This window comes from Nocardia jiangsuensis (genome assembly GCF_042650385.1).
Lineage (GTDB): Bacteria > Actinomycetota > Actinomycetes > Mycobacteriales > Mycobacteriaceae > Nocardia > Nocardia jiangsuensis.
In genome coordinates, this window is the sequence record NZ_JBHSAX010000017.1 from 3685 (window position 1) to 16285 (window position 12601).

Below are 12601 nucleotides of genomic sequence, written 5' to 3' on the forward strand. Positions count from 1 at the left end.
GGTGGCGCTGCCCGGTGGCGGCGCGGGAAACGAGCCGTCCGAAATCTTATCGCGCTGGCGCCGCGCGGACCCGACGGATCAACCCGCGAGCGCCGCCGGACGTCCGGCGAAGCCGCCGTCGGTGGCCCGCGCGGCGAACTCCAGGATGGTCGGGCGGGAGTCGTCGGCCCGCCAGGCCACCGCGAGTTCGCACGGGGGCAGCCCGGCGACCGGCCGCGCCGCCAGCCCCGGCCAGCGGTACATCGGCACGTTGTTCTCGGCGAGCAGGCAGACCCCGAGGCCGAGGCTCACCGCCTCCAGCCGATCCTCCGGGGTGGTCGCCTCGGCGCCGATCCTGGCCTGGCGGCCGTGCCTGGCGTCGTTGCCGACCCAGAAGTCGCGCACCGCGCCCGCCTCGGCGGGCAGCGCGACGAAGATCTCGTCGGCGATGTCGGTGAACTCGATCCGGTCCTGGTCGGCGAGCGGGTGCGTCTCCGGCAGCAGCACCCAGCGCGGCTCGCTGCGCAGCACCTGCCAGCGGTACCGGTTCGGGTCGGGGAGCGGGAGCCAGACCAGGGCCAGATCGGCCTGTCTGCCCGCGAGCCCGCTGGAGCCGTCGGTCCAGGAGGCGGCGTGGAGCGCGAGCCGATGCCCGCTCGCCGATTCCAGCTCGTTGAGCAGGCCGCGGCCGAGCGCGGACTGGATGCCGACCCGGAGCACCTCGCCGGCCTCCTGCAGCGAGGAGTTGGTGTTCTCCCAGAGCTCGAGGATCTTGCGGGCGCCGTCGAGCAGCTCCTTGCCCGCGACGGTGAGCGCGACGCTGCGCTGATTGCGATCGAAGAGCACCACGTCGAGCTGACGTTCCAGCTGACGGATCTGACGCGACAGGGTGGGTTGAGCGATGTGCAGCCGCTGAGCGGCGTTCGTGAAATGCAATTCCTCAGCGACGGCGACGAAATACCGCAGATCGCGCAAGTGCGGGTCCATAGCTACTTGCTATCAGAATTCGTGTCCGATTTCCAGCCTAATCAAGCCTCGAAGTTCGGACTGACTCAGAAAAACAGTCGTCAGGTTTGTTAGCTACAGCATATGGCGTATAGCGGTCGCCTGCACGCCGCGCCGGGCGAATCGATGGCATTCGGTCTTCTGTCCAACTCGGCGTCCTACTGTGCGGTATTGACCAGGCGGAATGTGAAAATCTGCAAAGTCGCACGGCGCCTGCGGCGGTCGCCGTGGGAACCCTGGCGACCGCTCAGTGAAGTCCGGCGATGTGGCACCGTTCCGGAAGTGGCCCAGCCCTCTGTGATATATATCACAGGGGGCTGGGGCTGGACGGGAGCGGGTTCAGACCGTGCGCGCGCGGTCCTCGTACGCCTTGCGCTGGGCGCTGTCGACGTCCTCCAGGAAGGTGTGCGAGGCGCCGAGCGAGCGGGCGATGGCGTCGCCGACCGGCTCCGGCAGGAAATTGACGAATCGGGAGATCGCCCCGGCGACCTTCGTCACCCGCACCTTCGACCTCGGCTTGACGATCAGCGCGGCGATGGCCGCCGCGATGTCCTCCGGCTCGGCCGGCGGCATCACCTTCGGCGTGCTGACCCCGGAGCCGAGCTCGGTCTTGGTCAGCGTCGGCAGCACCGAGGAGAAGTGCAGCCCGGTGCCGCGGTACTCCTCGCGCAGGGTGTCGGTGAAGCCGAGCACCGCGTGCTTGCTCGCGTTGTAGGTGGCGAGCCCGGGGATGTGCGATTCGCCGGCCAGCGAGGCGATGTTGATGACGTGGCCGCCGCCGCGCGGCAGCATCCTGGCCGCGGCCAGTTTGGAGCCGAGGATCACGCCGTAGACGTTGATGTCCAGGATGCGCCGGGTGAGCGCGTCCGGCTCGTCGACGAGCCGGCCGGTCGGCATGATCCCGGCATTGTTGACCAGTACGTCGATCGGGCCGAGCTCGCGCTCCACCTCGTCCAGGAACCGGGTGAACGACTCCTCGTCGGTCACGTCGAGCTTGCCGTAGACCTCGAAGTCGTGGTCGGTGCCCGACTGCTTGACGGTGGTCTCGTCGATATCGCCGATCGCGATCTTCGCGCCCTGCTCGCGCAGCGCACGGGCGGTGGCGAGGCCGATGCCACGCGCCCCGCCGGTAATCACGACGACCTTGCCGCGGACGGCACTGCTCACTTGCTTCCTCCTTGGATCTTGCGGACTCCTGCCAGGTCGAACCGGCGCTTGCCGCGGGCGCCCGCCGCGCGCATCGCGCCGAGCGCGACCATCAGCTTCGGCATCTGGTAAGGGAACCAGGTCAGCTCCTTCTGCGCGGTCGGCAGCAGCGGGGTGGTGATCGCCTTCTGCCTGCAGTACTTGCGCACGCCGGCCGCGCCGCCCCAGCGGGCGCCGATCCCGGACTGCTTCCAGCCGCCCATCGGCAGCGCGAAGTTGAACAGGTTGGCGAAGACGTCGTTGATGTTCACCGCACCGGCGTTCAACTGCCGCGCGACCCGCTCGCCGCGGGCCTTGTCCGCGGTCCAGACCGAGGCGGAGAGGCCGTACTGGGAGTCGTTGGCCAGCCGGATCGCCTCGGCCTCGTCGGCCACCTCGACCACCGGGAGGGTCGGACCGAAGGTCTCCTCGCGGATGCAGGCCATGGAGTGGTCCACGTCGAGCAGCACGGTCGGCTGGAACAGCGTGCCCTGGCCGGTTCGCTTCCCGCCGGTGGCCACCCTGGCGCCCGCCGCGACCGCTTCGTCGATGTGCCGCTGCACGATGGCCACCTGCGCCTCGTTGGCCAGCCCGCCGACGTCGTGCTTCGACTCCCTGCCGTCCAGCCCCTGCCGCAGCGCGGCGACCGCGTCGGTGAGCTTGGCGACGAACTCGTCGTACACCGGCGCCTCGACGTAGACCCGCTCCACCGAGATGCAGACCTGCCCGGAGTTGAACATGCCGCCGAAGGCGACGCCGTGCGCGGCCCGGTCCAGGTCGGCGTCGGCGAGCACAATCGCCGGGTCCTTGCCGCCCAGCTCCAGGCTGTACGGCACCAGCCGCTCGACGCAGGCCGCCGCGATCTTCTTTCCGGTCGCGGTGGAGCCGGTGAACTGGATGTAATCGGCGTTCGCCACCACCGCGGCTCCGGTCGCGCCGCCGCCGGTGACCACGGCGAAGACCGGAGGGGCGCCGATCTCGGCCCAGCCGCGGGCCAGCTCCAGCGCGGAGAGCGGGGTCACCTCGGAGGGCTTGAGCAGCACGGCGGCGCCCGCGGCCAGCGCCGGGATGACGTCCAGTGCGGGCATGGCCAGCGGGAAGTTCCACGGGGTGATCACACCGACCACCGGGTACGGCGAGTACACCGTGGTCAGCCGCTTGACCCTGGCCAGCGGGCTGTGCGGGGACGGGTGGTCGTCGGCGAGGAACTTGCCCGCCCGGCGCGCGTAGAAGCCGATCAGGTCGGTGGCGAAGGCCGGGTCGATGAGGGCGTCGGCGCGCGGCTTGCTGGTCTCCGACTGCAGCACGTCGGCCAGCTGCTCGGTGTTGTCGATGATCCAGTCCTGCAACTTCATCAGCCATTCCTTGCGCCCGTCGGCGCCGATGGCCTCCCACTCGGGCTGGAACAGCCGCAGCTCCCTGACGGCCGCGGCCACCTCGGCGGCGGACTGGTCCGGCACGGTGCCGACCAGGTCGCCGGTGCCCGGATTGCGCACCTCGATCGCCGGTGTCTCGGCCTCGATATCGGTCACGGCTGTACTCCCACTCCGTCGGGTACTGCGGAAAACGCTGTGAATCAGCTCACTGACCTATGAGGGTGACACAATCGGAGGTGACATTCTTGGCCCGATCCGTCAACGGAGTGGCGCCGGGTTGTGTCAGCGGCACAAAAGAGGGAGCGGCGGATGTCTTCCGGCACGCGCGACGAGATCGTCAGGGACTGGCTGGCCGAGTACGCCTTCGAGACCATGCGCACCCAGACCCTGGACCAGGTGGTCGAGCGGCTGGACGCGGTGATCGTCGACCGGGTGCCCGAGCTGCGCGACCACGACATCCGGCGTGATCTCACCGCGAGCACGCGGGCGCACGCCCGGCTCATGCTCGGCGGACTGACCAGCGACAGCTTCGACGTCCCGCTGCCGGAGGAGGTGCACGCGCTCGCCAGGACCATCGCGCAGCGCGGCTACGACCTGCGGCTGCTGCTCCGGACCTACCACGTCGGGCTGGAGGCGGTGCTCGACTACCTGCGCGAGCTGTTCGACGAGCGGCGGGCGCCGCCGGAGATCGAGCGCACGGTGCTGGTCCTGACCTTCGAGCGCGCCACCCGATGGGTGAACACCTCGGTGGAGCTGCTCACCGAGACCTACCTCGCCGAGCGCGAGCAGGTGCTGCGCGCCGCGCTGAACCGCAGGGCGGAGACGGTGCGCGCGCTGCTCGCCGGCGACGACCTCGACCCGGAGCAGGCCGCCGTGCGGCTCGGCTACCGGCTCAATCAGCAGCACCTGGCCTTCGTGCTGTGGAGCGACGAGCCCTTCGGCGGCGAGGGCGACGTGATCGGCGGGCTGGATCGGGTCGCGCACCGGATCGCCGCCGCGCTCGGCACCAACCGGCTGCTCACCGTCGCCTCCGGGGCGAGCGGGATGTGGGCGTGGGCCGGGCTGGACGACGGGCAGGCCGCCGGGCTCGCCGGGCCGGAGGAGCCGGTGCTGCTGGCCGAGCGGGAGATCGAGCCGCCGGTGCGGGTGGCGTTCGGGGTGCCCGCCCCCGCCGTGGCGGGCTTCCGCCGCGGGCACCGGGAGGCGGTCTCGGCCAGGCAGGTGGCCGAGCGTTCGGGGGCGCAGGTCACCGGGTACCGGGCGGTGGAGATCGCCTACCTGGCCGGGGTGGACCGCGCGGCGATGCGCGGGCTGGTCCGGCGCGAGCTGCGGGCACTCGCCGGGCGGGACGCGGCAACGGCCCGGCTGCGCGAGACGCTGCACGCCTACCTGCGCAACCAACGCAGCCCGGAGGCGACCGCGCGGCAGCTCGGGGTGCACAAGAACACCGTGCGCTACCGCATCCAGCGGGTCGAGGAGCTGCTCGGATACCAGGTGCAGGAGCGCGGGCTCGCGCTGGAGGTCGCGCTCACCTGCGTCGCCGCCTACGGCCCCGGCGCGCTGGACTGAGCTATTCGGCGGCGTTCTCCGCGGTCTCGCGCGCGGCGATCCGGCGCAGCGGCGGGTCGGTGCTCGGCGGCACCCTGCGGTCCGGCAGCTCGGCGAGCAGCTGGGTGGTCGCCGCGGCGATGGCCGCGACCGCCCGGTCGACCGCAGGTTTTGTGGTGCTGCTCAGGCCGGAGACACCACCGACCTTGCGCACGTACTGCAGTGCGGCAGCATAGATCTCCTGCTCGGTGGCGGCTGGTTCCAGGCCACGCAGGACGGTGATGTTTCTACACATGGATGCACGATAGCCCCCTGGCACGCCCGGGGTCAGGCCAAGAAGCGCAACTGAACCAGCGACCTGTAGGGGAGCCCCTAGACTCGGAGTATGCCTTCCCGCGGTAAAGCGACGTTGACACCCTTTCCGTACGAGGAGCTGGACAATCGCGAAGAGGACCACTGGTCCGGGGCGCAATTGGACGACGACCGGTTGCGGGCGCTCGCCCTCGGTGCCTTCTACTCGGCGCGCTGGGACGCCTTCCACGACGGGCTGCTGCTCGGCCCGGAGCGCGAGCACCCGCTCGGCGACCGCCGCGAGCTCGCCATCGACACCCTCACCGGCGCCTGGGGCATCACCGACGGCACCGAGGCGCAGGCATCGATGGAGCAGCTGCTCAAGGGCATGCACGCCCCGCTCTACGCGCTGGTGCACCCGCTGGTCACCGCGGCGCTGACCGCGGGGGAGCGGGACCGCTTCGGCGAGCGCGCCGACCGGCACCGCGCCTTCCTCCGGCAGGTGGCCGCCTTCCGCGGCATGGAGAACCCGGAGGCGCTGGTCCGCGACTACGACATCTGGTGTCAGGCGATCAAGATCGGCTTCACCTCGCACCTGGCCCGCCCGGTCGCCACCTGCATCCACGCCTGGGACCTGGCCAGGGTGACGGCGGTGGCCAGGATGGCCTACACCGCCGGCTACCTGGAGGCCGACGTCGCCTGGAGCTACATGGCCCGCGCACTGCCGCTGGCCCAGCGCAAGTACCGGAACTGGCGCCAGTTCGGCGACGCCTACCTGGCCGGCTGGACCTACTGGCAGGCCTGCGAGGACCTCGCCGTGCTCAAGGACGGCGGCGTCGACCGCAGGATGGAGCTGCTCCGGCTCTGGACCCGCCCGACCAGCCCGTGGCGCCGGATCGAGCTGCACCCGCGCGCGGCGGCGAAGGACCTCTCCGCCTAGCGGCTCAGCAGCGGTCGGGCAGCGAGCGCAGGATCCCGCGGCCGAACCGCTGGAACTGGCTCTCGTCCACCATGCCGAGCGAGTGCCGCTCGACGAGCAGCTCCCACTCCGCGTAGAGCGTGGAGACGCCGGGGTCGGGCGGTGCGATGGCGCCGTGCGCCGCCTCCAGCCGGACCGCGAAGTTCACCGCGCGCGCCATCCGCTCCAGGTCGGCCCGCTCGCCGGCGACGAACTCGAGCGTCAGGAAGCCGTCGTGCACCGAGAGCACGGTGCGCAGGTCGTTCTCCCGGTCGGTGCCGGTGCGCGCCCAGAGCACCGCCGGGACCGGCAGCTCGTGCGCGACCCGCAGGTCGAGCGCGATGAAGAGCAGCCTGGTCGTGGTCGCCGCGAGCAGTCCGTGGCCCGCCTCCGGCACCCGCGCGGCGACCACGGCGGTCTCCAGCAGGTACTCCTCCGGCGTGACGTAGCGCTGCAGCGCCGCGATCGCCTGGCTCGCGCCGCGCCGCGGCGTCATCCGCTGGGTGGCCGTGTCGACATCGGCCCGCTCCGGGCCGGTGCGGCCCCAGGTCGGGGCGGGCGGCTCCAGCTCGGGCTGCTCGATCTCGACCCGGCGCGCGGCCAGGATCTGGGTGTTCAGCTGGGCGACGATCTCGGTGGCGGCCGGCACGTCGTGCTCGGCGATCAGCACCGGCAGCGGGGTGCGGTCCGCGGGGACGCCGACCAGCAGCGGTGCCGGGTCGCGCAGGTAGATCTCGATCACGACGGCATCGTCCGCGCGCCGGTTCAACCGTGCCTTGAGCAGGTCGGAGATCGGGACGTCGAGGACTGCCTCACCCTCGGTTCCCGGTCGCAACACCACCAGCCGGCCGCGTCCGTGCCGCAGGATCGCGGTGGGCGTCCGTAATTCGACTATGTCCATACCCCCTGCGCTCGTTCGATTCGATCGCGCGCCCGGGTTACTTTTCGGCCACGCGATTCGCCGCTCCGGCCGGAGGGCGGTGAGGCTGTGTCGTCGCTCACCATAGGCCGGACATGCCATGATTGTTGCCACTTGCAATAAGCCGGACGGGGCTCCTCGGGAACCAACGCGGCGCCCCGGCCGTTGACCACATCGACTGCACCAGCAGCCGAACTGTGCATGTATGCGAGTAGACCGTACGCGGTAACGTGGCATATCCGCATCCGAACCCGCCCGCCAGCGGTGGGTGGAGCGGGGTGGCGCGCGCGAAGCCCGCATCGCTAGGCACAACCGGAGACACCGGAAAGGACTGGCCGCCCGGCCTACGCTCTATGAACCGCAAGACAGTGTTCCGCACCCTGGCCATAGTCTCGGGCATTCTGCTGGTCGTCTACGCGTTCAGCTACTTCGGTAACGACACCCGCGGCTGGAAGAGCGTCGACACCTCGGTGGCCCTCAGCCAGCTGGCGGACAAGCCGAATGTCAAGAACGTGCAGATCGACGACCGGGAGCAGCAGCTCCGCATCGAGCTGAACAGCGGCAACGACGCGACCGGCGGCGAGTCGCGGATCCTCACCAAGTACCCCGGCGGCAGCGAGACCTCCGCGCAGATCTTCGACGCGGTGCGGCAGTCCGGCGCCCCCTACAACACGGTGGTCAAGCAGGAGAGCTGGTTCACCCAGATCCTGCTGTTCGTGCTGCCGATGGTGATCCTGCTCGGCCTCTTCATCTTCGTCATGGCGCGCATGCAGGGCGGCGGCCGCGGCGGGATGATGGGCTTCGGCAAGTCCAAGGCCAAGCAGTTGAGCAAGGACATGCCCAAGACCACCTTCGCCGACGTCGCGGGCGCGGACGAGGCGGTCGAGGAGCTCTACGAGATCAAGGACTTCCTGCAGAACCCGGTGCGCTACCAGGCGCTCGGCGCGAAGATCCCGAAGGGCGTGCTGCTCTACGGCCCGCCCGGCACCGGTAAGACGCTGCTGGCGCGCGCGGTCGCGGGCGAGGCCGGGGTGCCGTTCTTCACCATCTCCGGCTCGGACTTCGTGGAGATGTTCGTCGGCGTCGGCGCCTCCCGGGTGCGCGATCTGTTCGAGCAGGCCAAGCAGAACAGCCCCTGCATCATCTTCGTGGACGAGATCGACGCGGTCGGCCGCCAGCGCGGCGCAGGCCTCGGCGGCGGCCACGACGAGCGCGAGCAGACGCTGAACCAGCTGCTGGTCGAGATGGACGGCTTCGGCGACCGCACCGGCATCATCCTGATCGCCGCCACCAACCGGCCCGACATCCTCGACCCCGCCCTGCTCCGCCCCGGCCGTTTCGACCGGCAGATCCCGGTCGGCAACCCCGACCTGGCCGGTCGCCGCTCGATCCTGCGGGTGCACTCGCAGGGCAAGCCGATCGCGGCCGAGGCCGATCTGGACGGGCTCGCCAAGCGCACCGTCGGCATGTCCGGCGCCGATCTCGCCAACGTCATCAACGAGGCCGCGCTGCTCACCGCCCGCGAGAACGGCTCGGTCATCACCGGCGAGGCGCTGGAGGAATCGGTGGACCGGGTGATCGGCGGCCCGCGCCGGAAGAGCCGGATCATCAGCGAGCACGAGAAGAAGATCACCGCGTACCACGAGGGCGGGCACACGCTCGCCGCCTGGGCGATGCCGGATATCGAGCCGGTCTACAAGGTCACCATCCTGGCCCGCGGCCGCACCGGCGGCCACGCCATGACCGTGCCCGAGGACGACAAGGGGCTGATGACCCGCTCCGAGATGATCGCTCGGCTGGTCATGGCGATGGGCGGCCGCGCGGCCGAGGAGCTGGTGTTCCGCGAGCCGACCACCGGCGCCTCCTCCGATATCGACCAGGCCACCAAGATCGCCAGGGCGATGGTCACCGAGTACGGCATGAGCGCACGGCTCGGCGCCGTCCGGTACGGCCAGGAGCAGGGCGACCCGTTCCTCGGGCGCTCGATGGGCGTGCAGTCGGACTACTCGCACGAGGTCGCCGGCGCCATCGACGAGGAGGTGCGCAACCTGATCGAGGCCGCACACACCGAGGCGTGGTCGATCCTGAACGAGTACCGCGACGTCCTCGACGTCCTGGCCACCGCGCTGCTGGAGCGGGAGACGCTGCACCGCAAGGATCTGGAGCAGATCTTCACCGAGGTGGAGAAGCGGCCGCGAATCACCGCGTTCAACGATTTCGGCGAGCGCGTCCCCTCGGACAAGCCGCCGGTCAAGACCCCGGGCGAGCTGGCCGCCGAGCGCGGCGAGAAGTGGCCGCCGGAGCCGATCGGTGCGCTGCCCGCACGGCCGCCGAACGGTGCGCACGCGGGCACCAACGGCGGACCCGCGGTGCCGAACGGCGCGGGGGCCGGCTATCAGGGCAGGCCGCAGGGGTACCAGGGCGGTCGCCCGCCCGCGCAGCCGCAGGGGCAGGGGTACGGCAGGCCCGGCGCCGGAGTCGCCGGAACGCACGGCTCGCGCCCGGACTACGGCGCCCCCGCGGGCTGGTCCGCGCCCGGCTGGCCGCCGCGCGAGGACGACCCGAGGCAGAGCAATCCGTACGGCCCCGGTGAGCAGCGCCCCGGGGTCCGGCCGTGGAGCCGGGAGGACCAGGCCCGCGGTTACCAGGGCGAGGCCGGCTACGGCGGGGAGCAGCCGGGGTACGACCAGGGCTACCCCGGTGAGCAGGGCCGCTACCCCGGCGACGAGGGCCGCCAGGAGAACCCGGACTGGGACGGACCGAACGGTCGCCGCTGATCGGTGGCCACTAGGCTCGGCACGGGGGTGTTCGGGTCTTTTGCCCGCACCGAGATAGGGAGGTGTCCGTGATGTCGGCCAACGAGAAGTCGGCCAGCCACAACGGCGGCGCCGGTGACAGTTCGAACGGCAGTGCCGTCGACCTGAGGAACGAGGACGGCGTGCGGATCGACGCACCCGCCGACGACGTGGTCGCGCTGCGGACCGGAAGGACGTTCGATCAGCCACGCGCCGAGGCCGCGGTGCGTGAGCTGCTGATCGCCGTCGGTGAGGATCCCGAGCGACCGGGGTTGCTCGACACCCCCGCCCGGGTGGCCAGGGCCTACCGCGAGGTCTTCGCCGGGCTCTACGACGATCCGGATGCCGTGCTGAACACGACGTTCGACGAGGGGCATCAGGAGATGGTGCTGGTCAGGGACATCCCGCTGTACTCGACCTGTGAGCACCACCTGGTGGCGTTCCACGGCGTCGCGCACGTCGGCTACATCCCCGGCCCGCACGGCCGGGTCACCGGGCTCTCCAAGCTGGCCAGGCTGGTCGACCTCTACGCCAAACGCCCGCAGGTACAGGAGCGGCTGACCAGCCAGATCGCCGACGCCCTCATGCGCAAGCTGGACCCGCGCGGCGCCATCGTGGTGATCGAGGCCGAGCACCTGTGCATGGCCATGCGCGGCATCCGCAAGCCGGGCGCGAGCACCACCACCTCGGCGCTGCGCGGGATGCTGCAGTCCAACCCCGCCTCGCGCTCCGAGGCCCTGGACCTCATCCTGCGGAAGTGAGCGCACGGTGACCGGGCTCGCCGGTATCGGCTCCCGCGCGGGCCGCTCCTGCCTGGTGCTCGGCATCGTCAACGTCACCAGCGACTCGTTCTCCGACGGCGGCCGCTACCTCGATCCGGAGCACGCCGTCGCGCACGGCATCGCGCTGTACGAGGCGGGGGCCGACCTGGTCGACGTCGGCGGTGAGTCCACCAGGCCGGGCGCGGTCCGGGTCGATCCGGCGACCGAGGCGGCGCGGGTGGTCCCGGTGATCGGCGGGCTGGTCGCGGTCGGCGTCCCGGTCAGCGTCGACACCATGCGGGCGAGCGTCGCGGAGGCGGCGCTCGCCGCCGGGGCCACCGTGGTCAACGACGTCTCCGGCGGGCGTGCCGACCCGGACATGGCCAGGGTCGTCGCAGCCGCGGAGGTGCCGTGGATCCTCATGCACTGGCGGGGCAGCACCGGTTTCCGGCACACCGGCCCGGCCGACCACTACGACGACGTGGTCGCCGAGGTGCTGGCCGAGCTGACCGCGCAGGTCGAGCTCGCGCTCGCGGCAGGCGTGCGCGCGGACCGGATCGTGCTCGACCCCGGGCTCGGCTTCGCCAAGAACGCCGAGCACAACTGGGCGCTGCTCGCCGCGCTCCCGCGGCTCGTCGGGCAGGGCTTTCCGGTGCTGATCGGGGCCTCGCGCAAGCGTTTCCTCGGCACGCTGCTCGGCTCCGAGGCCGGGCCGCGCCCGCCGGACGGCAGGGAGTCGGCCACCGCCACCATCTCCGCGCTGGCCGCGCAGCGCGGCGCCTGGGGCGTCCGGGTGCACGACGTGCGCGGCTCGGCCGATGCCATCGCCGTCGTCGACGCCTGGCAGCGCGCCGCCCATCCCCTCACCCCTGGAGTTCGCTGACGTGGACCGAGCCGACCTTTCCCGCATCGAGCTGCGCGGCCTCACCGCCTTCGGCAGGCACGGTGTCTTCGAGCACGAGCGCAGGGACGGCCAGGACTTCGTCGTCGACCTGACGCTCTGGGTCGACTTCACCGCGGCCGCCGCCTCCGACGACCTGGCCGCCACCGTCGACTACGGCGCGCTGGCCGGGCGCGCGGTGGAGATCCTGCGGGGCGAGCCGCGCAACCTGATCGAGACGGTGGTATCCGAGATCGCCGACGACGTCATGACCGACCCGCGGGTGCACGCCGTCGAGGTGGTGCTGCACAAGCCGTCCGCGCCGATCCCGCACACCTTCGCCGACGTCAGGGTGGTCACCGGCCGGGAGCGCGGATGAGCCGCGCGGTGCTGTCGATCGGCTCCAACCTCGGCGACCGGCTCGACCGGCTGCGCGGAGTGGTCGCCGGGCTCGGGCCGCGGGTCACCGCGGTCTCCCCGGTGTACCGGACCGCGCCGTGGGGCGGGGTCGAGCAGCAGGACTTCCTGAACGCCGTGCTGCTCGCCGACGACCCGGCCTACGAACCCGCCGATTGGTTGCGCCACGGCGCCGCGCTGGAGGATGCCGCCGGCCGGGTGCGCGAAGTCCACTGGGGTCCGCGCACGCTCGATGTCGACGTGGTGTGGTGCGGTACCGCGGCCGGGGCGGTGCGCAGCGACGATCCCTGGCTCACGCTGCCGCACCCCCGGGCGCACCGCCGCGCCTTCGTGCTCGCGCCCTGGCTCGACGTCGAACCGGAGGCGGAGCTGACCGCCGACGGAGTGACCCGCCCGGTGCGCGACTGGCTGGCCGCGCTCGACCCCGCCGAGCGGGACGGCGTGCACCGCACCGGCGACGACCTCGGGGCGGCGGGCGCGCGGTGAA

Annotated in this window: 12 protein-coding genes; 7 read left to right on the forward strand and 5 right to left on the reverse strand. The window is 71.5% G+C overall.

From position 1 onward, the window contains the following. Window positions 1-78 precede the first annotated feature (78 nt). The 3 genes from ACFO0B_RS19365 to ACFO0B_RS19375 form a co-directional block, all read right to left on the reverse strand. A complete protein-coding gene (locus tag ACFO0B_RS19365) occupies window positions 79-966 on the reverse strand; it encodes a LysR family transcriptional regulator (RefSeq protein WP_378613928.1) in 888 nt (295 codons plus the stop codon). A gap of 357 nt (window positions 967-1323) precedes the next feature. Continuing rightward, on the reverse strand, window positions 1324-2151 hold the full coding sequence (locus tag ACFO0B_RS19370) for an SDR family oxidoreductase (protein WP_378613929.1): 828 nt from the start codon (window positions 2149-2151) through the stop codon (window positions 1324-1326). Further along, window positions 2148-3701 (reverse strand): aldehyde dehydrogenase family protein, encoded by a 1554-nt coding sequence (locus ACFO0B_RS19375; RefSeq protein ID WP_378613930.1) that lies wholly within the window; start codon window positions 3699-3701, stop codon window positions 2148-2150. Before ACFO0B_RS19375 ends, ACFO0B_RS19370 begins: the two co-directional genes overlap by 4 nt. 153 nt (window positions 3702-3854) lie before the next feature. Between ACFO0B_RS19375 and ACFO0B_RS19380 the strand changes: the two genes are divergently transcribed. Continuing rightward, complete coding sequence (locus ACFO0B_RS19380) at window positions 3855-5114, forward strand: PucR family transcriptional regulator (RefSeq protein ID WP_378613931.1); 1260 nt, start codon at window positions 3855-3857, stop codon at window positions 5112-5114. 1 nt (window position 5115) lies between these two features. On the opposite strand, the gene ACFO0B_RS19385 is transcribed toward ACFO0B_RS19380, so the two are convergent. Beyond that, on the reverse strand, window positions 5116-5388 hold the full coding sequence (locus ACFO0B_RS19385) for a DUF2277 domain-containing protein (RefSeq protein WP_378613932.1): 273 nt from the start codon (window positions 5386-5388) through the stop codon (window positions 5116-5118). A gap of 90 nt (window positions 5389-5478) precedes the next feature. Between ACFO0B_RS19385 and ACFO0B_RS19390 the strand changes: the two genes are divergently transcribed. Then, window positions 5479-6324, forward strand: a complete 846-nt coding sequence (locus ACFO0B_RS19390; protein ID WP_378613933.1) for a DUF1266 domain-containing protein — start codon at window positions 5479-5481, stop codon at window positions 6322-6324. A gap of 4 nt (window positions 6325-6328) precedes the next feature. On the opposite strand, the gene ACFO0B_RS19395 is transcribed toward ACFO0B_RS19390, so the two are convergent. Next, window positions 6329-7243, reverse strand: coding sequence for a hypothetical protein (locus ACFO0B_RS19395; protein ID WP_378613934.1), 915 nt, complete (start codon window positions 7241-7243; stop codon window positions 6329-6331). A 371-nt stretch (window positions 7244-7614) separates the two neighbouring features. Between ACFO0B_RS19395 and ftsH the strand changes: the two genes are divergently transcribed. The 5 genes from ftsH (at window position 7615) to folK (ending at window position 12600) form a co-directional block, all read left to right on the forward strand. Beyond that, the gene (ftsH, locus tag ACFO0B_RS19400) at window positions 7615-10038 is read left to right on the forward strand and encodes an ATP-dependent zinc metalloprotease FtsH (protein WP_378613935.1); all 2424 of its coding nucleotides are present in this window, start codon (window positions 7615-7617) and stop codon (window positions 10036-10038) included. Window positions 10039-10109: 71 nt separating this feature from the next. Next, window positions 10110-10817 carry a GTP cyclohydrolase I FolE gene (gene folE, locus ACFO0B_RS19405; RefSeq protein ID WP_378613936.1) on the forward strand — a complete coding sequence of 236 codons (708 nt, stop codon included), beginning with the start codon at window positions 10110-10112 and terminating at the stop codon, window positions 10815-10817. Between the two features lie 7 nt (window positions 10818-10824). Next, entirely contained in the window at window positions 10825-11700 is an 876-nt protein-coding gene (gene folP, locus ACFO0B_RS19410) for a dihydropteroate synthase (protein WP_378613937.1), read from the forward strand. 1 nt (window position 11701) lies between these two features. Beyond that, window positions 11702-12076, forward strand: a complete 375-nt coding sequence (gene folB, locus ACFO0B_RS19415; RefSeq protein ID WP_378613938.1) for a dihydroneopterin aldolase — start codon at window positions 11702-11704, stop codon at window positions 12074-12076. Beyond that, window positions 12073-12600 carry a 2-amino-4-hydroxy-6-hydroxymethyldihydropteridine diphosphokinase gene (gene folK, locus ACFO0B_RS19420; RefSeq protein ID WP_378613939.1) on the forward strand — a complete coding sequence of 176 codons (528 nt, stop codon included), beginning with the start codon at window positions 12073-12075 and terminating at the stop codon, window positions 12598-12600. The genes folB and folK overlap by 4 nt, the downstream gene beginning before the upstream one ends. Window position 12601: the final 1 nt, after the last annotated feature.

Coding starts and splice junctions, on each gene's coding strand:
- ACFO0B_RS19365 (WP_378613928.1), bottom strand. CDS start 966: ATGGACCCGCACTTGCGCGATCTGCGGTATTTCGTCGCCGTCGCTGAG.
- ACFO0B_RS19380 (WP_378613931.1), top strand. CDS start 3,855: ATGTCTTCCGGCACGCGCGACGAGATCGTCAGGGACTGGCTGGCCGAG.
- ACFO0B_RS19385 (WP_378613932.1), bottom strand. CDS start 5,388: ATGTGTAGAAACATCACCGTCCTGCGTGGCCTGGAACCAGCCGCCACC.
- ACFO0B_RS19390 (WP_378613933.1), top strand. CDS start 5,479: ATGCCTTCCCGCGGTAAAGCGACGTTGACACCCTTTCCGTACGAGGAG.
- ACFO0B_RS19395 (WP_378613934.1), bottom strand. CDS start 7,243: ATGGACATAGTCGAATTACGGACGCCCACCGCGATCCTGCGGCACGGA.
- ftsH (WP_378613935.1), top strand. CDS start 7,615: ATGAACCGCAAGACAGTGTTCCGCACCCTGGCCATAGTCTCGGGCATT.
- folE (WP_378613936.1), top strand. CDS start 10,110: ATGTCGGCCAACGAGAAGTCGGCCAGCCACAACGGCGGCGCCGGTGAC.
- folK (WP_378613939.1), top strand. CDS start 12,073: ATGAGCCGCGCGGTGCTGTCGATCGGCTCCAACCTCGGCGACCGGCTC.